The following is a 20,832-nucleotide window of genomic DNA, read 5'->3' as shown; positions in this document are numbered from 1 at the left end:
TGCGGGTTGCTACGTCGTGTTCGGCGTCGCGAGTTCGCCGAGGGTTATGGTCTGGAGCGGTGGACGCACCTGCCAGTAACCGACCTGATCCGGCGAGCGGCCAAGGCAATGGGCGAGCAGCAGCGAGGCATTGACGCCGCACTGGCGGCCCTGGCAGGGCCCCATGCCGCAACGGGTGAAGGCCTTGAGCTGGTTCGGCCCCCGGGCGCCCTGAACGATGGCTCGTTCCAGGGCGTCCCGGGACAGGTTTTCACAGCGACAGATCAGCGTTTCCCCGGGAAGTGCGGCGATATCCAGTGGCGGACGGAACATCTCGTCCAGCAACCGGCGTGCCTGCAAGTCGCGTGCACGAGCGCGGCGCAGGGACTCGCGCTCGCCCTCGGCGGCATGGCTGCGCCGTGCCGCCAGAAGCGCCAGGGCGGCCAGCGTGCCCTCGCGAACGGCGTTGGCCGCGCCACCGATGGCGGCGGCGTCGCCGACGATCCACAATCCATCGCTGGCGGCCAGGGTCTCGCCGCGTAACGGAGCGAAGCTCCGCTGAGCCGCGTTCCAGCGATGCGGCAACTCGAGCGCGCGGGTCAGTTGCGTTTCCGGCATGATGCCGGCATGGCTCAACAGCAATGTCGCCGGGCGCTCTCTCCAGTGGCCGCGTTGGCGATAACGGACCGCTTCCAGCGAAGTCTTTCCCACCGCCTCGAGTGCATCGACGTCGCGTTCGATGGCGATGCCGGCGCGCTTCAGCATGCTCATCATCCGCAGCCCCTTGGCCAGATAGCCGCGTGCATGCCAGGTCCGGCGCGGGTGGCGCAGCGGCAGCCACCACTGTCGACGCGGTGTCAGGTCAAGGATGCAAGCCGGCGGATGACCCGCCTGGAGATACTGCCAGCCGAGCAGATAGAGCAGTGGCCCACTGCCGGCGAGCACCGGGGGGCCGTCCGGCACCAGTCCGCCCTGTTTGAGCAGGATCTGGGCAGCGCCGGCATTCATTACCCCCGGTAGTTGCCAGCCGGGGAAAGGGAAGGGACGTTCCATGGCGCCGTGGCAAAGCATCAAATACCGGACCTGCCAGGTCCGGGAGACACCGTCACGCAGCACGCCCAGGCTGAAGCCCGTATCCGAGCGCTGGACCCACCACACCCGGCTGTCGGGGCGATAGTCGATCTCCGCCTGGCGGAACGCCTCGACCAGTCGCCGGCCTCGGCGGTAGTCGGCGCCGGTGATTCGGGCTCCGGCTTGCGGGGCCTCGACTTGCCGATAGATCTGGCCGCCCGGCGAGGCATTGAGATCGAACACCACCGGTGTGATGCCAGCCTGCGCGAGGCGGGTGGCGGCGGCCAGTCCGGCGGGGCCGGCGCCGACGATGGCGACCTCGGCGACCTGCGTCGTGACAGTAGTCGATGTCGTGGCGTTCATGCGTTCCACTCCACGGGATCGGAGAGCAGCGCCGCGGTCTGCGTCTCGATGCGCATGCCTTCCTTGACCCGCTCCAGGCAGCCCTGTCGGTTGGGCATGCCATCGATGGTGATCAGGCACTCGTGGCACACGCCCATCATGCACAGCGGCGCCCGCATGGTGGCGTCGTGATGACGCCGGAAGTTCTCCCAGCCGCGCCGCTGGAGCACGGCGGCGGCGACACTCAGCGTGGCGCCGACACGGGTGGGCTCGCCGTCCAGCCAGACGGTGACTTCCATGGCGGATGCGTCAGGGAGTCGCTGGAACATGGAATCGTGCTCCCGAAAACTGGGGGAATTGCGTGTGCAGGCGGTCGTCCAGGATCGCGCGCGCCAGCGTATCGGCATGGAACGCCGCCAAGGTGATACCGCTATGGCAGTTGACGTTGTAGGCACCGGGGCAAGTCGTCGAACGCTCGTAGAGCGGGTAGCCATCGGCGGTCATCACCCGCAGCGCGCCCCATGCCCGCACCAGCCGGGCCGAGCGCAGGAAGGGGAAGATCCGCACCGCCTTGTCGGCCAGCGTCTGCATCATCGGCAGGGTGACGCCCTTGTCATGACCGGCTCGTTCATGGGTGTCGCCGATCAGGTAGCCGCCGGTCGCGGTCTGGCGGATCTGCGGTGTCGGCAACTGGTTCACCCGGGGCAGGCGTTCGGTGATCAGCATCTGCCCGCGCAGGGGAAAGACGTCCCCGGACAGACCCAGTTGAGGGGCGAGCTGCCGGGCACCGAGACCGGCGGCGATGATGCAGCGTTCGGCTTCGACCCGGTCGTTACGCAAGTTGGCGCTAAATCCCGAAGCGGTTTTGCTCAGCCTATCGACCGGCGCGGCGTGGCGAATGTCGACGCCGAGATCCCGGCAAGCGGCATACAAAGCCCGCAGCAGGAACAGTGGATTGCAGTGGCCGTCGTGGGGCGACCAGGTACCGCCGGGTACGCTATCGCCCAGGCCGGGCAGCAACGGCAGCAGCGCGTCGCGCTCAAGATATTCCCAGCGGAACTCACGGCGCAGCCGCTCGGAGGAGGCTTGTAGCTCGCGATATTCCGCCTGGCGCGCGTACGCTTCCTCGGCGTCGAGACACAGGTCGACGCCGCCGTGCTGCTCGTATTCGAGATCGATTCCCGTGCGCCGATGCAGTTCCGCGGCAAAGGCCGGCCACGCCTCGACCGAGTCCAGGCTCAGCTCCGCATAGCGCGGCATGCCCATGCCCTTGCCCTGCACCCAGGTCAGGCCGGCGTTGCCCCGTGATGCCCGCAGCGCATTGTCGTCGGCGTCGAGCAGCGTGACGCGCTGACCCTCGCGAGCGAGGCCATAGGCCAGTGCCGTGCCGACCACGCCACCGCCAACGATGAAGAAATCCTGCCGCATCCTGTCGTCCGATCTCGATGACTCTGGGCGACGATAGCGACTCTCGGCTTATACTATCCAATACCAATTCATGGCTATCCGATATCGATTTGTTATGCGTGCTCCTCAGCTTCGCGACCGTCAGATTCTCGCTTTCAAATGGGTGATGGAGTGTGGCACCGTCACTGCCGCGGCGCAGCGCATGCAGACCGCCCAGCCCGGCGTCACCCGATTGCTCAAGCAGTTGGAGCATGACCTCGGTTTCGCTCTGTTCGAGCGCGTGCGCGGGCGGCTGACGCCGACCCCGGAAGCCCGGCTGTTCCATCGCGAGGTGGTCAGCGTATGGCGCGGCATCGACCATTTGCGCGACACCGCCCGGCGGATTCGCGAGCGCGAGGTCGGTGGCCTGCGGATCAGCGCCATGCCGTTGCTGGGCATGACCTTCCTGCCCGACGTCCTGGCCGGTTTCGTTCCCGAACATCCCGATGTCGACATCGAGTTGACCACCTTCCGTTCGGAACAGGTGGTCGAAGAGGTCATGACGCAGCGCTGCGACCTGGGCTTTGCCATCGTGGCGGAGCACGAGGAGCGCGTGGATCAGGTGCGTTACCGGCTGCCGAGTCTCTGCGCCATGGCGGCCGACCACGCGCTCGCCGGGCGTGAGCGTATCGCCATCGAGGACCTGCACGAGCAGACCCTGATCTGCTTCGAGCGTCACGATCCGCTGCGCATGGAGCTGGATCGCCGCCTGGAGAGCATCGGCGCGAGGCCGCGTCAACGGATCGAAGTCTCGCTGGCGCTGCAGGCGACACGTCTCGTCTCGCATGGCCTGGGCCTGGCCATTCTCGATCCGATCAGCGCGGTCTCGCTGGGCGAGAACGGCCTGGTGCTGAAACCGTTGACCTGCGACCTGGGCGAGGATTTCTCGCTGCTGACCTCCCGCGACCAGCCGCTGTCGCAACTGGCCCAGTCGTTCCGCGCGGTCTTTCAGCGCCGCCTGGAGAGGCTCGGGTTGGGGGCATGACCATAACATCGCGGCATGGTCGACGCAGCGATTGGCATTATCGGTGATAGACGACCGCTGATAGTTTTGGCGCTTTCCAAACAGGAGAGCCTGCCATGATCAAGCGTTACCTCAAGACTCCCATCATGCACCGTGTCGTGGAAGCCAACGGCATGCTGTTCTTCGGCGGTATCGCCGCCGATGACATGTCGCTGGACATGGCGGGGCAGACACGTCAAGTGCTGGAGAAGCTCGACGGCTATCTGGAGTCCGCCGGTTCCAGCCGTTCCCAGGTGGTTTCGGCCAACGTCTTCGTCGCCGACCTCGGGCTGAAAAAAGAGATGAATGCGGTATGGACCGAGTGGTTCGGCGATGCCCTGCCGGCACGAGCCACCATCGGCGCAGGGGACCTGGGCGAAGGTACACTGATCGAGATCGTGGTGACCGCGGTCAAGCAGTGACCGGGTCACGCGCATGAAAAACGGCGAGTCCTGGACTCGCCGTTTTCGTTTGTCAGAGTGGGCGCTCAGGGGGTCGCCGGTTCGGCGGCGCTGGCCGGGTGCGGGTGAATCACCCGTGAGCCGCGGAAGCCGTAGAAGGCGATGAACAGATAGCACAATAGCGGCAGAACGAAGGCGTGATGGATGCCGACGGTATCGGCGATCGCGCCCTGGGCGACCGGGATGAGGGCGCCGCCGACGATGGCCATGATCAACAGGCTCGAGGCCTTGCTGGTCAGCGGCCCCAGCTTGGCGATGCCGAGGGTGAAGATGGTCGGGAACATGATCGAGTTGAACAGCCCGATGGCGACGATGCTCCACATCGCGACATGCCCGGCGGTCAGCATGGTGGCCAGCGTCAGCACGGCGGCAACGATGGCGAACAGACCCAGCAGCAGGCTGGGACGGATCTTCTGCATCAATGCGGAGCCGATGAAGCGACCGATCATCGCCCCGCCCCAGTAATAGGCCACGTAGCGGGAGGCACTGCTCTCGCTCATGTTGCCGATTTCCGGCAGCGAAATGTAGTTGATCATGAAGCTGCCGATCGATACCTCGGCGCCGACATAGGCGAAGATGCCGATGACGCCGAACAGCACATGCGGATGGCGCAGCGCTTCGGCCGCGGTCACTTTCGCGCCGGGGCTGTCGTCACGGGCCTGCTCCTTGAAGTTGGGCAGGCGCCACAGGTAGATCACGATCGCCAGGACCGCCAGCACGGCGGCCAGCAGCAGGTAGGGGATCTGCACGCTCTGGGCCTGCTGGGCCTTGTAGGCGATCTGGTCCGCGGCGGACATTTCGGCCAGTTCGTTGGCCCCCAGTACGGTCGCGCCGAGGATCAGCATGCCGCCGAAGTAGGGCGCCAGCGTGGTACCCAGAGAATTGAAGGCCTGGGCCAGATTGAGACGGCTCGAGGCGGAGCCTTCCGGCCCCAGCAGGCTGACATAGGGGTTGGCGGCGACCTGCAACAGGGTCACGCCGCTGGCCAGCACGAACAGCGCTGCCAGAAACAGCGGGTAGGAAGGCGCCTTGGCGGCGGGAAAGAACAACACCGCACCGACGGCGGCGATCAATAGCCCCAGGCTGATGGCGTTCTTGTAGCCCACCTTGGCCAGTACCTTGCCCATCGGCAGCGACATGACGAAGTAGGCGCCGAAGAAGGTGAACTGGATCAGCATCGTCTGGGTGTAATTCAGCGAAAAGACGGCCTTCAGATGGGGAATCAGAATGTCATTGAGACAGGTGATGAAGCCCCACATGAAGAAGATCGTCGTCACGATGACGAGCGCGTTGCGGTAGTTCGGACGTTGTGAGTCGGGCATGTTGTCCTTCCTGAATGGTTCCTTGTCCTGCGGCGAAACGTCGAAAGCCGCCGGCGATCCGCTCGAGCATGAGCTGGGTTAATCGTGTCACCCAAGGTTCGGAACCTGATAATGCAGTAAGCAAGCTGATAAAGCTAATGATTGCTATTAGCGCTGTAATGATGGCGGCGTCGCTTATGTACGACGCCAGCAGCCTATGTCGAGGAGGACGAGGATAGGGGAGAGCAAGATGGCGGTGATTTCCTCAACGGGTTCTGTTGCCCGCCGAGGTTGACTTACCGGTATCGATCAGCGGCATGAGCACCCGCTGGAGCGGTTCCCGGCTCGCCGGGTCGCCGAGTTGCGCATAGAGCTCGGCGAAACCCTCGAACGTCTGGCGTCCCGCCGAATCGTGGTGCCCTGGCGCGCAGGCGTCGAGGAAATCCGCGATCTCGCGCATTTCCGGGTGCCAGCGCCAGGCCTTGGGCAGCATGTCGGGGATACCGCTGTCGATACGCGAAATGACCTCCGGCAGGCTCTGCGCCAGCTCCTGGCGCAGCGCGTCACCGGCACCGCTGCGACCGGCCGCAAGCAGCATGATGGTGGTCAGCGCCGTCATGCCTTTATTGATGCCGGCGAAGCACATCTTGAGCGCAGAGGCACTGCCGGAAGGGCCATCGAGTGCGATTACCGAGAGACCGTGATCGTTGAGAACGGCGAGCCTGGAAGCCTGAGTGCCGGCTACATAGATGCGTGGCGAGCGGCTCGCGGAGGGCGGCGGTCCGATGATGCCGCCGTCGACGAATTCGGCACCGGCGGCGCGGACGCGGGCTTCGACCCGCGCCAGGGTCGTGGGGCTGACCGCATTGAGATCGCAGTAGATCGGCGGCCGTGGGCTGGCGGCCAGATGGGGCGCCAGCGATTCAGCCAAGGCTTCGGCTTCTGCCGGCGGAACCACCGAGAGCAGCAGGTCTGCCTGCATCAGGCCGTCGATGTCCGTGGCTTGCATGCCGGCTTGTCGTGCCCGCATCACGCTTGCTTCGCTGCGCCCGTCGAGTGAGGTGAGCACGCGCAGGCCATGGGCGACCAGGCACTGGCCGAGGGCGGCGCCCATGGCGCCAGGCGCGATCAAGGCAATGGTCGGTGTCATCGTGAAAGCTCCGTCAGATTTGTATGACAAATACTCTGGTTCATCCGCCGACGCTTGACCATACCGCTTCCGTCGAACAGCAGCGCACTCAGTGGTGTGTCGGCGAGCTTCCCTCCAGAAGCCCCTCTCGGGTGAGCTGGGTCAGCAACCAATCATGAAAGGCGGCTACTTTGGGCAGCTCACGGCGCTGACGTGGGCAGACCCAGTAGCAACTCAGGCCGATCACATGACTGTCGCCAAACGGCTCTACGAGTCGTCCCTCAGCGATCAGCGGGTGGGCGATTTCCTGATGTGTGATAGCTGCGCCGAGCCCGTTCATGACTGCTTGTAGCGCCAGGCTATCGTTATCAAACATCGGGCCGCTGCCGTCATCCAGGTGTGTTAGACCCAGCGGAGCCAGCCAGGTGCGCCAGCCCTCGGGCCGTAGTCGCGTTTGGATATGGGTAACTTTGGCCAGATCCCGAGGGGTGGATAGCTGAGTTTCACAGTCTGGGGCACAGACCACGGTCAGACGCTCGTGGAAAAGGAAGCGAGCGTCCAGTGTATCCGGCGGTGGCTGGGAGAGATAACGAATGGCGACGTCGACGTCCGCTGTGCTGAAGTCGATCAGATCGACCGACGTCTCCAGGCGAACCTGGATTCGGGAATGACGAGACTGAAAGTCGGTCAATCGCGGAACCAGCCAGCCACTGGCGAAGATCGGCACGGTAGAAACCGTCAATACCTCACAATCTGGATCGGGGTGGATCGAGGAGACGGCCAGACTGATGCGATCCAGGCCTTCGCGGGCGCCCTCGAACAGATGCCGGCCAGCTTCGGTCAACACCACGGCTCGGGTACGACGTACGAACAACCTAACCTGCAATATATCTTCCAGGGCACGGACCTGGTGGCTGATCGCCGAGGCTGTGACGTTGAGCTCGTCCGAGGCGCGCTGAAAGCTCTGGTGACGAGCTGCTGCCTCGAAGGCTCTGAGAGCATTGAGCGGAGGTAAGTGGCGCATCGAGAGTTTCATTCAATGAGTGAGAATAATTCACGTATATACCAATATCTTTCTTTTGTCGCGGCATGCAATAACGCCTACATTCCCTCCAAAGCAACTTTTCCTAACGCCGTAATCGATGAAATCCACTCATCGATTTTGTATTACTACCTGCGTCAGCCCAGGATCGTCATGGCCCAGTCGTCTCTTTCCCAATCGCCGTCTTCGCCTCGAGCGCTACCTTGGGGAGCCCTGGTCCTGCTGTGGCTGGTCGGGCTCTATATGCGCCTGCCGATCCTGATCGCGCCACCGCTGGCCGGCGAGATCGCCGAGGCGCTGTCACTGGGCAGTGCCGCCGTCGGTGCGCTGACCTCGGTGCCTTATGTCGTGCTGGCCCTGAGCATGATGCTGGCGGTGCGTATCGCGCGGCGCATCGGCATCCTGCAGGCATTGATCGTGGCGCTGACGGTCGTGGCTCTTGGTTCCGGCTTGCGGGGGCTGGCGCTGTCGGCTCCGCTGCTGTTCGCTGCTTCGGTGGCGATGGGGCTGGGGTTGGCCGTGATGCAGGTCACGCTACCGGCGCTGCTGCGCGACTGGACGCCTCAACATCTGGCATTGGGCAGCACGGTCTATCTCAATGGCATGACGGTCGGCGAACTGATCGGCGCCGGCGGGACACGGCCGGTCGTGTTGGTGCTGGCCGGCGGCGATTGGCGTCTCGCCATGCTCTGCTGGTCGATTCCGGCGTTGCTGATCGTCGGGCTACTGATCCTGCGGTTGCGCTCGGCACCCGCTCACGCGCAGTACGATGAAGGTTCGCTTCCACAACGCTCGAGCCACTGGCGCTCGCCGCGTGTCTGGTTGCTGGGAGTGCCGTTGGCCGCCTCGATCGGACTCTACATGGCGACCAATGCTTACATGAGCAGTATCCTGAGCGCACGTGACGAGACCGGGCTGCTGGCATTGGCGCTATTCTTCTACAACGCCAGCCCCTTGGCGGCGTCGCTGACGATGCTGTGGCGTGGCCGGCGCTGGATCGCCAGGCGTTCTCCATTGGGAATCTGCGGCGCCCTTGGTGTATTGGGGTTGATCGGCTTTCTGGTGCTGAGCGGCTGGCCGGCGCTGTTTATGCTAGTGATCTCGGGGTTCTGCATCACACTGGAGCTGACCCTGATCATGGCGTTGCCACCTTGTCTGGAACGTGGCGGGAATGTTGCCTCGCTCACCGCCGGCATGTCGTTCGTGGGCTATACCGTGGCCTTCGTGATGCCGATGCTCGGAGGCTGGCTGGCGCAATGGCTGGCGCGGGAAAGCCTGGCGCTGTGGCCGATCATTGGATTCTCCCTGCTGAGTCTGCTTGCATTGCGGAACCTGCCGCTGGCGGACGACTCGACTGGCACCTCGGCGTCGGCCATCTAAGCTGAGTGGCGAACTTTCACCGAGGAGAATGTCATGGCGGAACCTGGCCCCGAAACGCTCAGCGTCGACACCGATGCGACCAGCGGCTTTCCCAACTCGCCGTTGCCGGTGCTGATCTATCGTCGGTTCATCGACGCGACCACCGGCGACCCGGCCGCAAGCTTCGAAACCCTGTTCGAACGCCATCACTGGCCGCCGCAATGGCGCTACGGTCTTTACGACTTCGACCATTTCCACTCCACCGCCCATGAAGCGCTGGGCGTATATCGCGGCCGCGCTCATATCCGTCTCGGTGGACCCAACGGGAGCGAGCACGACATCGCCGCTGGCGACGTGCTGGTGCTGCCGGCCGGAGTCGGTCACGCCTGCCTGGATGCCAGCGACGGTTTCTGCATGGTTGGCGCCTATCCCCCGGGGCAACAGTGGGAGGTGGAGCGGGGCGACCCCGCCGGGCTCGAACACGCCCTGGCGCGGGTCGCCGCGGTGCCGATGCCGGAAGACGATCCGGTCGGCGGCAGCTTGTTGTCGTTGTGGCGATAAGCCACGACATGATGTCGATGGGCGAGATGAGCGGCTGGCGGCGGAATCAGGCGCCGAGGCCGGTGGTTTCGTCGATGCCCAGATGCACGTTCATGTTCTGCACGGCGGAACCCGCGGCACCCTTGCCGAGGTTGTCGAGCCGCGACACCAGACAGACCTGCTCCGCGTTGCCGAACACGAACAGGTCGACGCGATTGGTGCCGTTGCAGGCCTGAACGTCGAAGAAGCCGTTGTCCAGGTTATCGAGAGCCTCGAATGGGCGGACCTGCACGAACGGTTCGTCGATGTAATGCGCGCGATAGGCTTCGAGCAAATCCTCCGCCCGCACGTCCGTTCCGAGATGAGAGAGATGCAACGGCACGCTGACCGTCAGTCCCTTCAAGAAGGGACCGACGATCGGCGAGAAAACCGGCGGCCGGGCCAGGCGGCCATGCTGCTGCATCTCCGGCAGATGCTTGTGGTTCAGCCCCATGGCGTAGGGGCGCGGCGCGCTCAGCCGGCCTTCGCTGTTGGGCTTGCCCTCGATAGCGGCCTCGTAGTCGGCGATCATCTTCTTGCCGCCACCGCTGTAGCCGGTCAGGGAAAAGGCGGAGAGCGGATAGTCCGGCGGCAGCAATCCGGCATCCACCAGCGGGCGTACCAGCAGGATGAAGGCGCTGGCGTGACAGCCGACGTTGGCGATGCGCTTGCTGGCCCGGATCTTGGCGCGCTGGTCGCGATCGAGTTCCGGCAGGCCATAGACCCAGTCTTCGGCGGTGCGGAAAGCGGTGCTGGCGTCGATCAGGCACGTTTCCGGGTTCTCGACCATTGCCGCCGCTTCGCGGGAGGCCGCGTCCGGCAGGCACAGGAAGGCGACGTCGGCGGCGTTCAGCAGGCGTGCGCGCTCGGCCGGGTCCTTGCGCTTGTCGCTGTCGATGCGCAGCAGCTCGATATCGCTGCGTGCCTTGAGATAGTCGAACAGGCGCAGGCCGGTGGTGCCTTCCTGTCCATCGACATAGACCTTGAATGAGTTCTTGAATGCCATGAGCGCTGTGTCCTGCCGTTGACCAGTCGCGATATTGTGCGGATTTCGGCTCAGCTTGTCATGCCATTGAGCGGTCTGGCCGTCAGCCGGGATTCTTCCCGGCACTGCCGGGCGCAGCGCTCGATTCGCCGGCAGGCCTCGCGCAGGCGCTCGGCGTCCACGGTCAGGCTCAGGCGCACGAAACCGCTGGCGGAGGCGCCGAAGGCGTCCCCCGCCAACACCGAGACGTCATGGTCGTCGAGCAGGCGATTGGCGAAGGCGTTGGCGCTCAGCCCGCTCGCGCGGATGTCGATCATCATGAACATCCCGGCTGCCGGTGAGAGCGCCGTCACCAGTTCACTGTCCGCCAGTGCCTCGAGTACGCTGTCCCGGCGCTGACGATACTCGTCGCGCATCCCGGCCAACGCTTGCGGCGGCTCGCTGAGCGCGGCGATGGCGGCATCCTGAATGAATGGCGGGCTGCCGTAGAGCATGCACAGCGCCAGATTGACCAGATGGGTCATCAAATCTTGGGGGCCGATCACCCAGCCGAGCCGCCAGCCGGTCATGGCGTGGGACTTCGACAGACTGCTGATCACTACCGTGCGCTGGCGCATTCCCGTCAGCGCATCGGGACTCGAGTGCTTGCCATCGAAGATCAGGTCGGCATAGACCGCGTCCACGATCAGCCACAGATCGTACCGCCGGCAGAGATCGGCGATCGCTTGCCAGCGCGTGTCATCGAGACATTGGCCGGTCGGGTTGTGAGGGCTGTTGATCAGCATGGCGCGGGTTCGTGGGGTGATCGCCGCTTCCAGGTCCGTCATTCGCGGTTGAAAATCTTCAGCGGCCGGCAGCGGCACCCAAACGGGTGTCGCCCCGGTGGCCTGAATCGCCGCCTCGTAGGTGACGTAGGCGGGTTCGGGGACGATCACCTCGTCGCCCGGATCGACCAGGCACTGCATGGCGGCATACAGCCCGCACTGGGCGCCGGCGAGCACGGCGACGTTGTCCGCCGTGGTCGCGGCATGCCCGCCGTGTTCGCGATGAAAGTCGGCGATTCGCTCGCGCAGCGCCCGCTTGCCCTGGACCTCGGCGTAATGGGTGGCGCCACCGCGCAGGCTGGCGACGGCGGCCTCGACGATCGGCGCCGGCGTGTCGAAATCGGGATCGCCCACCGACAGGATGATGACGTCATCGCCGCGAGCCTCGCGCGCCTTGGCGCGGAAATGGATGTTCCAGGCGCTGGCGCCTTCGCCGGCGATACGCTGTGTCAGGGCGGAGTAGTGCATGGCGGTTCCGTGGCAGCGAATGAAGATATCCTTGCAGCCTAACGGTTCGCCGACTTGGCGAACAGGACGTCCGATGCGATGCGAAGTCGGCGGCCGCGTTCAACTAAAGTTTTATAGGTGATCGTGCGCGAACGGCGGAGGATGGAATAAGACGAACGTCGAAGGCGGCGATGCCGCGCGTGACAACAACGAGGACCGTATGACCGAGCTTGCAGACCAGCGCTGCCAGTTACCCAACTGGCGCGACCGAATGATGAGTGCCGACGCGGCGGCCGCCCTGATCGATGACGGCATGGTCGTCGGCATGAGCGGCTTCACCCGCGCCGGGGAAGCCAAGGAAGTGCCGCTGGCGCTGGCCCGGCGCGCCGAGCGCGATCCGCTCAAGATCACCCTGATGACCGGTGCCTCGCTCGGCAACGATATCGATGGCATCTTGAGCGATGCCCACGTACTGGCACGGCGCATGCCGTTCCAGGTCGACCGCAGCCTGCGCGCCGCGATCAACGCGGGCGAGGTGATGTTCACCGACCAGCATTTGTCGGAAACCGTGGAGCTGCTGCGCAACAAGCAGCTCGGCAAGCTGGACGTCGCCGTGATCGAGGCCGCCGCGATCACCGCCGACGGCGGCATCGTGCCGACGGCTTCGGTCGGCAACTCCGCCAGTTTCGCGATCCTCGCCGACAAGGTGATCGTCGAGCTCAACCTGGCCACGCCGGAGGCGATGATCGGGCTGCACGACATTTACATTCCCGGCATGCGCCCCAACCGCCAGCCGATCCCGGTGACCGCACCGGATTCGCGCATCGGCACGCCCCATATTCCGCTCGATCCGGACAAGATCGCCGCCATCGTGCTGACCCACGGCCACGACAGTCCCTCGACCGTGAACCCGCCCAACGACGCCACGCGGCGCATTGCCGGGCATCTGATCGAGTTCTTCGAGAACGAGGTGCGCGAGGAAAGGCTGACGCCCTCGCTGCTGCCGCTGCAGGCCGGTATCGGCAGCATGGCCAATGCCGTCATGCACGGCCTGATGGAAGGGCCCTTCGAAGGACTGACGATGTACTCCGAAGTGCTGCAGGACAGCACCTTCGATCTGCTCGACAGCGGCAAGATGACATTCGCTTCCGGCAGCTCCATCACGCTCTCGTCGAGCTGCGGCCAGCGCGTGTGGAACCACCTCGAACGCTACAAGGATCGTATCGTGCTGCGCCCGCAGGAGCTCTCCAACCATCCCGGCATCGTGCGCCGGCTGGGGGTGATCGCGATCAACACCGCGCTGGAGATCGACATCTACGGCAACGTCAACTCGACCCACGTCAACGGCACCCACATGATGAACGGCATCGGTGGCTCGGGGGACTTCGCCCGCAACGGCCAGCTGTCGATCTTCATCACCACCGCGACGGCCAAGGATGGCGACCTGTCGAGCGTGGTGCCCTTCGCCAGCCACGTCGACCACACCGAGCACGATGTCGATATCGTGGTCACCGAACACGGCCTGGCCGATCTGCGCGGTCTGGCGCCCCGCGAGCGTGCCCGCTGCATCATCGGGAATTGCGCCGATCCCTACTACCGCCCGGCGCTGGCGGCCTACTTCGAAGAGGCCTGCAGCCGTGGCGGGCATACGCCGCACTGCCTGGAACGGGCCTTGGCCTGGCACGCCACCGCGCGGCGCGACGGCTCGATGCGCGCCGTTGTCGAAGCCGTTTCGGCACCTGCGACCGAACTCACGCCGGACATCTGAACATCGCCCACCATCCCGACGAATCCCGCCACATGGCGGGATTCGTTCGTCGTGACACGTCAAGATCATGGCGTGCCATGTCAAATCGTGGCGAGAGCGTCCAACCACAATGAATGACATCGCAGCGCCGGTGTCAGGCGCGTCCATCCATCCCCCGCTACCACCGGTGGCGGAGAGCGAAAGCCGGGAGAACCCCATGAACCGCGATGTCATTCTGACCTGTGCCGTGACCGGTGCCGGCGATACCGCCGGCAAGCATCCGGATCTTCCGGTCACCCCCAAACAGATCGCCGCCAGTGCCCTGGACGCCGCCCGCGCCGGTGCCAGCATCGTCCACCTGCACGTGCGCGACCCGGAAACCGGCGGCATCAGCCACTCGGTCGATCACTTCCGCGAGGTGGTGGAGCGCATTCGCGACTCCGATGTCGATGCGGTGATCAACATCACCGCCGGTGGCGGCGGCGATCTGTACCCCGAAATTCGCGACGGCGCCATCCACGGCCGAGAGGGCACCGATCTGCAGACCCCCGCCGAGCGCCACCAGCCGGTCGGCGAACTGTTGCCGGAGATGTGCACGCTCGACTGCGGCAGCCTCAACTTCGGCGACATGATCTACCTCAATAGTGCCGACTGGCTGCGCGAGCACGCACGCCTGATCCAGCAGGCCGGGGTCAAGCCGGAACTCGAGTGCTTCGACCTCGGCCATGTCTGGTTCGCGCGCCAGCTCGTCGACGAAGGGCTGATCGACGGCGATCCGCTGTTCCAGCTCTGCCTGGGCATTCCCTGGGGCGCGGAAGCCGACACCGAGACCATGCTGGCGATGCGCAACAAGCTGCCGCACAACGCCGTGTGGTCCGCCTTCGGCATCGGACGCCAGCAGTTCCCGATGGTGGCGCAGTCGGTGCTGCTCGGTGGCCATGTGCGCGTCGGCCTGGAGGACAACCTCTATCTGAGCAAGGGCGTTTTCGCCAGCAATGCCCAGTTGGTCGAGCGCGCCGCCACCATCGTCGAGAACCTCGGTGGCAAGGTTCAGACGCCGGGCCAGACCCGCGAGACGCTCTCGCTGCGTCAGCCCTGATCCAGGATTCCCGCCGGGATTTGTCGCCGAATGACCGCCGGACCCTGACGGCGGTCCCATTTTCCGTCTTTCGAGAACTCTCATGAGTGCACCCGAACTTCCCCGTCATATCGCCGTGATCGGCACCGGCGTGATCGGCAACGGCTGGATCGCCCGCGCCCTGGCCGCCGGCTGCCGTGTCACGGCGTTCGACCCCGACCCGACCGCGCCCGAGCGCACCCGTGCCTTCGTCGAACGCGCCTGGCCGGCGCTGGAACGCCTCGGCCTGGCCACGGGCGCCGACCCCGACGCGCTGAACTTCGTCGATTCGCTGCAAGCCGCCGTCGAGGGCGCCGAGCTGATCCAGGAGAACGTCCCCGAGCGGCTGGCACTCAAGCACGACGTGTTGAGCCAGCTCGACGCGCTGGCGGACCCCGGTGTGGTGATCGGCTCGTCCACCTCCGGCATCAAACCCAGCGATCTGCAATCGGCCTGCCAGCGGGCGCCGGGCCGGGTGATCGTCGCGCACCCGTTCAACCCGGTCTATCTGCTGCCGCTGGTGGAGCTGGTGGGCGGCGAGCACACCGCGCCGGTGGTCATCGAGCGCGCCCGGGCGCAGTACGCCGCGCTGGGCATGCGCCCGCTGGTGGTCCGCCGGGAGATCGAGGGGCATATCGCCGACCGCCTGATGGAAGCGCTGTGGCGCGAGGCGTTGCATCTGGTCAACGACGGCGTCGCCACCACCGAGGAGATCGATGCCGCGGTGGTCTACGGCGCCGGCCTGCGCTGGTCGCTGATGGGCACCTTCCTGACCTTCCATCTGGCCGGTGGCGAGGGCGGCATGCGCCACATGCTGCATCAGTTCGGCCCGGCGCTGAAACTGCCGTGGACCAAGCTGGAAGCGCCGGAGCTGACCGACGAACTGATCGAGCGGGTCGCCGACGGCTGCGAGCGCCAGGCCGCCGGGCGCAGCGTCGCCGAGCTGGAGACCCGGCGCGATGCCTTCCTTACCGAGTTGCTCGAACTGACGCGTAAATACTGGCCGGAAGCCGAAGGGCTCCAGGGGCGAATCTGATGAACGAGGCGCATCCGATGAGCGAGACGACGACCGGACCGCTGTTCAAGACCCGGGTGCTGGATGCCTGGGTCGATTACAACGGCCATATGAACGACGCCGAATACGCTCGCGTGTTCTCGCTGGCGGTGGAGGCGCTGATGGAGCGTATCGGACTCGACGAGGCCGGCCGTGCCGAGCATGGCTATACGATCTATACGCTCGAGACGCATCTCTGCTATCGCCAGGAAGCCCATCGCGGCGAGGCGCTGACGGTGAATCTCACGCTGCTCGACAGCGACGCCAAGCGACTGCATGTCTTCTTCACCTTGCGCAACGCCGATGGCGACACGCTCGCGACCAGCGAGCAGATGCTGATGGGCATCGACGTCGCCAGCGGCCGGCCGGCGCCGTTCCCCGAGCCGGTCGCGACAGCGGTCGAATCGCTACCCCGCGCGGGGGACGAGTGGCCGAGCGGCGCCGGGCGGCGCATCGGTATTCGTCGCGAGGGAAATGCTGAATAAATCGGCGAGCAGGATGAAGCGCCAGGCGCACGGAGCGCNNCAGTGTTTCCCTAGGGTGCGGGGTCCCTTTCGATCTTCAGAGGATATCGTTGCCTCGACGGCGCGTCGCACTGGGTGAATGGCCGTAATGCTGGCGGTAGGCGCGGGAAAAACTCGAAGATGAGCCGAAGCCGCAGGCCAGGCCGATGCTGAGAACGTCGCGTTCCGTCTCTTCGAGCAGGTGCCTGGCGCGGTCGAGGCGCAGTTCGAGGTAATAGTCCCGCGGGCGTTTGCCCAATTCCCCCACAAACAGACGCTGCAACTGGCGTAGCGACAGACCGATGCGCTCGGCGAGTTCGGCGATCGGCAACGGTTGTTCGAGGTGGCGTTCCATCAGGTCCACGGCATCCACCAATGGGCGCCGGTGCGTTCCCAGGCGCTTGGCCAGCGGCAGGCGCTGATGATCCTGACGCGGTCGCAGGCGGGCGTGAATCAACTGTTCGGAAACATCTTCGGCAAGTGCCTGGCCATGGCGCTGGGCGATCATGCTCAGGGTCATGTCCATCGCCGCCGCGCCGCCAGCGCAGGTGAAGCGCCGGGCGTCGATCTCGAACAGCGACTCGACCGCTTCGAGCCGCGGAAAACGCTCGCGGAAGGCGGGCAGGCTTTCCCAGTGCAGCGTCAACCGATGCCCCTCGAGCAGCCCGATCTCGGCGAGCAGCAGTGGCCCGGTGTCGATGCCGCCCAGCAGACAGCCTTCGTTGGCCCGGCGATGCAGCCATTGGGTCAGGCGACGCGACAGATGACGTTCGGGTTCGAAGCCGGCACAGACGGCAACGGTCGGTAGCGAGGGGGCGCTGGCGAGATCGCAGTCCACCAGCAGAGTCATGTCGTTGCTGGCGGTGACGGGAGTCCCGTCCTCGCTGATCAGGGTCCAGCGATAGAGCGCCTGGCCGGCGAGACGATTGGCGATCCGCAGCGGCTCCACGGCGGAAAAGAAAGCCATCATCGAGAAGCGCGGTATCAGCAGGAAGCCCACCGGCTCGGGGATCGGGCCGGAGTAATCGGAGCGCATTTGCGTTACTCCCGCATAACAAAATAAAACAATGATTTTTCTCGGAATTCGGCCGGATTCATAGGGTCATACTGGCGAAAAAGTGCAAGCCGACACATGTTCACCAAGGATTTGGCATGCAAACACCGGTACTCGCATTCGACGTGTACGGGACCCTGGTCGATACCCGAGGTGTAGTGACCTCGCTCAAGTCCCGTATCGGGCAGGATGCCGTGGCATTCGTCAACCGCTGGCGCGACAAGCAATATGAGTTTGCGTTCCGGCGCAGTCTCATGGGCGCCTATGTCGATTTCCTGCAGATCAAGCGTGAGGCGCTCGACCTGGTCGACCAGGAGCGGGGCACGCGCCTGGGTGAAGAGTTCAAGCAGAGCCTGATGGCTACCTATCGCCGGCTGCCGGCGTTCGACGATGTCGCGGGTGCCCTCGAACGTTTCCGGGGGCTGGGGATGCGCTGTGTGGCGTTTTCGAACGACAGCCGGCAGAGCGTGGAGGCGCTGTTCGACCACGCTGGGCTGACAGCCTCGTTCGAGGACATCATCAGCGTCGAGGAGGTGCGTCGGTTCAAACCCGATGCGGTGGTCTACGCGCACCTGCGCCAACGCACTCACAGTCGTCCCGACAGCACCTGGCTGATCTCCTGCAACCGCTTCGACATCGTCGGTGCGCGCCACGCGGGCCTGCGCGCGGCCTGGATCCAGCGTGATCCCACGACGCTGTTCGAGCCCTGGGGCGACCCGCCCAACAAGATGGCGCCGGATCTCGAGGCCCTGGCGGTACAGTTCCAGACCACGCTCAAGCGAGAAGGCAAGCTCTGACGCCGATGCCCCGTATGCCCTCAGCGTGCCGGCCCGTCCGCAACGAAGCCAGAAAGGTTAGCACTTTGGTCTATGCGACGTTGGTCTTAGGAATAAGACTTTGGTCTAAGCTGCCCTGATTCGATCGAGGTAGTTAATGAGGGGAATCTTTCCCCATGCACTACGCTGCAGGCATGGAACTCGGTCTTGGGTGGTCTCGAATCCCTCCGGGTCGCTGGCGTCTCTGCCGGTTGACCTGTCTGCTGCTGGGCATGCTGGCGGCCGTCGCGGCGTTGGCACAGTCTGCGGCGACGCCACGGGCGCTGGTGTTGACGCTCGACGACAGCATCAATCCCGCGACGCGGGATTACATCGAGCGCGGCATCCAGGAGGCGGAGACGATGAATGCCGAACTGGTGATCATCGAACTCGATACGCCCGGTGGCCAGGTCGAGTCGATGCGCCGGCTGGCGCAATCGATCCTGGCGGCCAGCGTGCCGGTGGTGACCTATGTCACCCCGAGCGGCGCGCGGGCGGCCAGCGCCGGCACCTATCTGCTCTATGCCAGTCCGGTGGCGGCGATGGCGCCGGGTACGCATCTCGGCTCGGCGACGCCGGTGACGCTGGGCGGCGGCGGGGGCGGGGGCGATGCCAATGGGGATGCCATGCGGCGCAAGATCGTCGAGGACGCCGTCGCCACGATCCGAGGGTACGCCGAGCGTCACGGGCGCAACGCGGACTGGGCCGAGCAGGCGGTGCGCGAGGCGGCCAACCTGAGCGCCGAAGACGCCCTGGAACGCAACGTCGTCGATATCGTGGCCGGCGATCTCGACGCCCTGCTCGTGCAATTGGATGGCCGCGAGGTGAGGCTCGAAAACGGCGCGCGGCGGCTGGCGACCTCGGATCTGACCCTGGTGCGCGAGGCGCCGGACTGGCGAACCTCGCTGCTGTCGGTCATCGCCAACCCGACCGTCGCCTATGGACTGTTGCTGATCGGCTTCTATGGCCTGGTGTTCGAGCTGGCCAGTCCCGGCACGCTCATACCCGGCGTGATCGGCGGTATCAGCCTGCTGCTGGGGCTGTTCGCGTTCCAGGTGCTGTCGATCGATCTGGCCGGGTTGGGGCTGGTTCTGCTGGGGTTGGCGATGATCGTCGGCGAGGCGTTCGTGCCCAGCTTCGGGGCTCTCGGCGTCGGTGGCATCGCCGCCTTCGTGTTCGGCTCGATCCTGTTGATGGATGGCGCCAATAGTGCCGTGACCTGGCCGCTGATCGGCGGTACCGCGCTGGTCGCCGCCGGCTTCCTGCTATGGTGCGTGGTGCGCCTGATCGGCGTGCGCCGGCGTATGCCGCAGGCGGGACGCGAGGAGTTGATCGGTGCCCACGCGGTGGCGCTGACCGATTTCGTCGCCGGGCGGGGCAAGGTGCAACTGCACGGGGAACGCTGGCAGGCGCGCAGCGAATCACCGATCCAGCGGGGCGCATCGCTGCGCGTGGAGAGGCTCGACGGACTCGTGGTCACGGTGACGCCAGAGAAGGATTCACCGCCGCGCGCATGACGTCGCCACCCGACGATGCGCGCCAAACTCATTTCGATACTCATCTTTCGACTCAAGGGAGACGACGCCATGTTCGCCTATCTCATACCTATCGTGGTGCTGGTGCTGCTACTGTTCGCGTCGATTCGTATCCTGCCGGAATACCGCCGTGGGGTGGTGTTCTTCCTCGGACGCTTCCAGAACGTGAAAGGGCCGGGGTTGTTCTTCCTCATCCCGGTGGTGCAGAAGATGGAGGTGGTGGACCTGCGCGTGATCACCATGGATGTGCCGGAGCAGGACGTGATCTCGCAGGACAACGTCACCGTGCGGGTCAACGCCGTGCTCTACTTCCGGGTGGTCGATCCGCAGAAGGCGATCATCCAGGTCGAGCATTTCGTCAACGCCACCAGCCAACTGGCGCAGACCACACTGCGCTCGGTGCTGGGCAAGCACGATCTCGACGAGATGCTCTCCGAGCGCGACAAGCTCAACGACGACATCCAGGAGATCATCGATGCCCAGACCGAGGCCTGGGGAATCAAGGTCGCCAATGTCGAGATCAAGCACGTCGACCTCGACGAAAGCATGATCCGTGCCATCGCCCGCCAGGCCGAAGCCGAACGCGAGCGCCGGGCCAAGGTGATCCATGCCGAGGGCGAGCAGCAGGCGGCCGAGAAGCTGGTCGAAGCCGCCGATATCATGTCGCGGAACTCGGCGGCACTGCAGTTGCGCTACCTGCAGACCATGAGCGACATGAGCAACAAGAACGCCTCGACCATCGTGTTCCCGCTGCCGATGGACATCATGGAAGCGTTCAAGGCGATGAACGGTTTCAAGGGGAGCACTGGGTCCGACTAGGGAGCCTCTGATTAACGTCGCGAGCGATGAGAGATTGGTCGCTGCCGGAGCGCAAGAACCGGAGTTTACACGGTGTTAAATGAGGATTCTGAGCACCGCCAGCGTTCAAGCTATCGAGCGCAGCAGTTAATCAGAGGCTCCCGGCCGAATCTTTCCCGGGGGCATCCGTGCCGTGGCGCGAGCGTGTATTCTTTGAGGCACACTCAGGAAACACTGCATA

General features: G+C 65.0%; 20 protein-coding genes. 11 read left to right on the top strand and 9 right to left on the bottom strand.

Annotated features, from left to right (window positions below):
- Window positions 1-9: 9 nt before the first annotated feature.
- Genes DOM57_RS17505 through DOM57_RS17495 form a run of 3 tightly spaced genes read right to left on the bottom strand, consistent with a single transcriptional unit; the run spans window position 10 to window position 2,820 of the window.
- Complete coding sequence (locus DOM57_RS17505; protein ID WP_110650471.1) at window positions 10-1,413, bottom strand: FAD/NAD(P)-dependent oxidoreductase; 1,404 nt, start codon at window positions 1,411-1,413, stop codon at window positions 10-12.
- On the bottom strand, window positions 1,410-1,721 hold the full coding sequence (locus DOM57_RS17500) for a (2Fe-2S)-binding protein (protein ID WP_110650470.1): 312 nt from the start codon (window positions 1,719-1,721) through the stop codon (window positions 1,410-1,412). Before DOM57_RS17500 ends, DOM57_RS17505 begins: the two co-directional genes overlap by 4 nt.
- Entirely contained in the window at window positions 1,702-2,820 is a 1,119-nt protein-coding gene (locus DOM57_RS17495; RefSeq protein ID WP_110650469.1) for an NAD(P)/FAD-dependent oxidoreductase, read from the bottom strand. The genes DOM57_RS17500 and DOM57_RS17495 overlap by 20 nt, the downstream gene beginning before the upstream one ends.
- Window positions 2,821-2,914: 94 nt before the next feature.
- Here DOM57_RS17495 and DOM57_RS17490 point away from each other — a divergent pair, with 94 nt between their 5' ends.
- Both DOM57_RS17490 and DOM57_RS17485 read left to right on the top strand, forming a co-directional pair.
- A complete protein-coding gene (locus DOM57_RS17490) occupies window positions 2,915-3,823 on the top strand; it encodes a LysR family transcriptional regulator (protein ID WP_162619580.1) in 909 nt (302 codons plus the stop codon).
- 95 nt (window positions 3,824-3,918) lie between these two features.
- Window positions 3,919-4,263 carry a RidA family protein gene (locus DOM57_RS17485; RefSeq protein WP_110650467.1) on the top strand — a complete coding sequence of 115 codons (345 nt, stop codon included), beginning with the start codon at window positions 3,919-3,921 and terminating at the stop codon, window positions 4,261-4,263.
- A gap of 65 nt (window positions 4,264-4,328) precedes the next feature.
- Here DOM57_RS17485 and fucP read toward each other — a convergent pair whose 3' ends face one another.
- From fucP to gcvA, 3 genes are all read right to left on the bottom strand, one after another.
- Window positions 4,329-5,624, bottom strand: a complete 1,296-nt coding sequence (gene fucP / locus DOM57_RS17480) for an L-fucose:H+ symporter permease (protein WP_110650466.1) — start codon at window positions 5,622-5,624, stop codon at window positions 4,329-4,331.
- A 244-nt stretch (window positions 5,625-5,868) separates the two neighbouring features.
- Complete coding sequence (locus DOM57_RS17475) at window positions 5,869-6,753, bottom strand: NAD(P)-dependent oxidoreductase (protein WP_110650465.1); 885 nt, start codon at window positions 6,751-6,753, stop codon at window positions 5,869-5,871.
- A gap of 88 nt (window positions 6,754-6,841) precedes the next feature.
- On the bottom strand, window positions 6,842-7,756 hold the full coding sequence (gene gcvA, locus DOM57_RS17470) for a transcriptional regulator GcvA (RefSeq protein ID WP_162619579.1): 915 nt from the start codon (window positions 7,754-7,756) through the stop codon (window positions 6,842-6,844).
- Between the two features lie 171 nt (window positions 7,757-7,927).
- Between gcvA and DOM57_RS17465 the strand changes: the two genes are divergently transcribed.
- Window positions 7,928-9,154 (top strand): MFS transporter, encoded by a 1,227-nt coding sequence (locus DOM57_RS17465; protein ID WP_162619578.1) that lies wholly within the window; start codon window positions 7,928-7,930, stop codon window positions 9,152-9,154.
- A 33-nt stretch (window positions 9,155-9,187) separates the two neighbouring features.
- Complete coding sequence (locus tag DOM57_RS17460; protein WP_110650462.1) at window positions 9,188-9,694, top strand: cupin domain-containing protein; 507 nt, start codon at window positions 9,188-9,190, stop codon at window positions 9,692-9,694.
- 46 nt (window positions 9,695-9,740) lie between these two features.
- On the opposite strand, the gene argC is transcribed toward DOM57_RS17460, so the two are convergent.
- A complete protein-coding gene (argC, locus tag DOM57_RS17455; protein ID WP_110650461.1) occupies window positions 9,741-10,718 on the bottom strand; it encodes an N-acetyl-gamma-glutamyl-phosphate reductase in 978 nt (325 codons plus the stop codon).
- 50 nt (window positions 10,719-10,768) lie between these two features.
- Entirely contained in the window at window positions 10,769-11,989 is a 1,221-nt protein-coding gene (locus tag DOM57_RS17450) for a pyridoxal phosphate-dependent aminotransferase (protein ID WP_110650460.1), read from the bottom strand.
- 199 nt (window positions 11,990-12,188) lie between these two features.
- Between DOM57_RS17450 and DOM57_RS17445 the strand changes: the two genes are divergently transcribed.
- The 4 genes from DOM57_RS17445 (at window position 12,189) to DOM57_RS17430 (ending at window position 16,371) form a co-directional block, all read left to right on the top strand.
- A complete protein-coding gene (locus DOM57_RS17445) occupies window positions 12,189-13,736 on the top strand; it encodes a succinate CoA transferase (RefSeq protein WP_110650459.1) in 1,548 nt (515 codons plus the stop codon).
- A 196-nt stretch (window positions 13,737-13,932) separates the two neighbouring features.
- Complete coding sequence (locus DOM57_RS17440) at window positions 13,933-14,814, top strand: beta-keto acid cleavage family enzyme (protein WP_110650458.1); 882 nt, start codon at window positions 13,933-13,935, stop codon at window positions 14,812-14,814.
- 82 nt (window positions 14,815-14,896) lie between these two features.
- Entirely contained in the window at window positions 14,897-15,868 is a 972-nt protein-coding gene (locus tag DOM57_RS17435; RefSeq protein WP_110650457.1) for an L-carnitine dehydrogenase, read from the top strand.
- A 17-nt stretch (window positions 15,869-15,885) separates the two neighbouring features.
- Window positions 15,886-16,371 carry a thioesterase family protein gene (locus tag DOM57_RS17430; protein ID WP_110650484.1) on the top strand — a complete coding sequence of 162 codons (486 nt, stop codon included), beginning with the start codon at window positions 15,886-15,888 and terminating at the stop codon, window positions 16,369-16,371.
- Window positions 16,372-16,447: 76 nt separating this feature from the next.
- Here the strand turns inward: DOM57_RS17430 and DOM57_RS17425 are convergent, their stop codons facing one another.
- The gene (locus DOM57_RS17425) at window positions 16,448-17,425 is read right to left on the bottom strand and encodes a GlxA family transcriptional regulator (RefSeq protein ID WP_110650456.1); all 978 of its coding nucleotides are present in this window, start codon (window positions 17,423-17,425) and stop codon (window positions 16,448-16,450) included.
- Window positions 17,426-17,541: 116 nt separating this feature from the next.
- Between DOM57_RS17425 and DOM57_RS17420 the strand changes: the two genes are divergently transcribed.
- From DOM57_RS17420 to DOM57_RS17410, 3 genes are all read left to right on the top strand, one after another.
- On the top strand, window positions 17,542-18,240 hold the full coding sequence (locus DOM57_RS17420; protein ID WP_110650455.1) for a haloacid dehalogenase type II: 699 nt from the start codon (window positions 17,542-17,544) through the stop codon (window positions 18,238-18,240).
- 155 nt (window positions 18,241-18,395) lie between these two features.
- Window positions 18,396-19,775, top strand: a complete 1,380-nt coding sequence (locus DOM57_RS17415; RefSeq protein ID WP_239496302.1) for an NfeD family protein — start codon at window positions 18,396-18,398, stop codon at window positions 19,773-19,775.
- A 69-nt stretch (window positions 19,776-19,844) separates the two neighbouring features.
- Complete coding sequence (locus DOM57_RS17410) at window positions 19,845-20,612, top strand: slipin family protein (RefSeq protein WP_110650483.1); 768 nt, start codon at window positions 19,845-19,847, stop codon at window positions 20,610-20,612.
- The last annotated feature ends 220 nt before the right edge of the window (window positions 20,613-20,832 follow it).

The sequence above is a fragment of the Salinicola peritrichatus genome (assembly GCF_003206715.1).
Lineage (GTDB): Bacteria > Pseudomonadota > Gammaproteobacteria > Pseudomonadales > Halomonadaceae > Salinicola > Salinicola peritrichatus.
This window is presented reverse-complemented; position numbering and strand designations above follow the sequence as displayed.

What these genes read in the sequence shown, in the direction of transcription:
- DOM57_RS17505 (WP_110650471.1), bottom strand. Translation starts at nt 1,413, where the DNA reads ATGAACGCCACGACATCGACTACTGTCACGACGCAGGTCGCCGAGGTC.
- DOM57_RS17500 (WP_110650470.1), bottom strand. Translation starts at nt 1,721, where the DNA reads ATGTTCCAGCGACTCCCTGACGCATCCGCCATGGAAGTCACCGTCTGG.
- DOM57_RS17495 (WP_110650469.1), bottom strand. Translation starts at nt 2,820, where the DNA reads ATGCGGCAGGATTTCTTCATCGTTGGCGGTGGCGTGGTCGGCACGGCA.
- DOM57_RS17490 (WP_162619580.1), top strand. Translation starts at nt 2,915, where the DNA reads ATGCGTGCTCCTCAGCTTCGCGACCGTCAGATTCTCGCTTTCAAATGG.
- DOM57_RS17485 (WP_110650467.1), top strand. Translation starts at nt 3,919, where the DNA reads ATGATCAAGCGTTACCTCAAGACTCCCATCATGCACCGTGTCGTGGAA.
- fucP (WP_110650466.1), bottom strand. Translation starts at nt 5,624, where the DNA reads ATGCCCGACTCACAACGTCCGAACTACCGCAACGCGCTCGTCATCGTG.
- DOM57_RS17475 (WP_110650465.1), bottom strand. Translation starts at nt 6,753, where the DNA reads ATGACACCGACCATTGCCTTGATCGCGCCTGGCGCCATGGGCGCCGCC.
- gcvA (WP_162619579.1), bottom strand. Translation starts at nt 7,756, where the DNA reads ATGCGCCACTTACCTCCGCTCAATGCTCTCAGAGCCTTCGAGGCAGCA.
- DOM57_RS17465 (WP_162619578.1), top strand. Translation starts at nt 7,928, where the DNA reads ATGGCCCAGTCGTCTCTTTCCCAATCGCCGTCTTCGCCTCGAGCGCTA.
- DOM57_RS17460 (WP_110650462.1), top strand. Translation starts at nt 9,188, where the DNA reads ATGGCGGAACCTGGCCCCGAAACGCTCAGCGTCGACACCGATGCGACC.
- argC (WP_110650461.1), bottom strand. Translation starts at nt 10,718, where the DNA reads ATGGCATTCAAGAACTCATTCAAGGTCTATGTCGATGGACAGGAAGGC.
- DOM57_RS17450 (WP_110650460.1), bottom strand. Translation starts at nt 11,989, where the DNA reads ATGCACTACTCCGCCCTGACACAGCGTATCGCCGGCGAAGGCGCCAGC.
- DOM57_RS17445 (WP_110650459.1), top strand. Translation starts at nt 12,189, where the DNA reads ATGACCGAGCTTGCAGACCAGCGCTGCCAGTTACCCAACTGGCGCGAC.
- DOM57_RS17440 (WP_110650458.1), top strand. Translation starts at nt 13,933, where the DNA reads ATGAACCGCGATGTCATTCTGACCTGTGCCGTGACCGGTGCCGGCGAT.
- DOM57_RS17435 (WP_110650457.1), top strand. Translation starts at nt 14,897, where the DNA reads ATGAGTGCACCCGAACTTCCCCGTCATATCGCCGTGATCGGCACCGGC.
- DOM57_RS17430 (WP_110650484.1), top strand. Translation starts at nt 15,886, where the DNA reads ATGAGCGAGACGACGACCGGACCGCTGTTCAAGACCCGGGTGCTGGAT.
- DOM57_RS17425 (WP_110650456.1), bottom strand. Translation starts at nt 17,425, where the DNA reads ATGCGCTCCGATTACTCCGGCCCGATCCCCGAGCCGGTGGGCTTCCTG.
- DOM57_RS17420 (WP_110650455.1), top strand. Translation starts at nt 17,542, where the DNA reads ATGCAAACACCGGTACTCGCATTCGACGTGTACGGGACCCTGGTCGAT.
- DOM57_RS17415 (WP_239496302.1), top strand. Translation starts at nt 18,396, where the DNA reads ATGCACTACGCTGCAGGCATGGAACTCGGTCTTGGGTGGTCTCGAATC.
- DOM57_RS17410 (WP_110650483.1), top strand. Translation starts at nt 19,845, where the DNA reads ATGTTCGCCTATCTCATACCTATCGTGGTGCTGGTGCTGCTACTGTTC.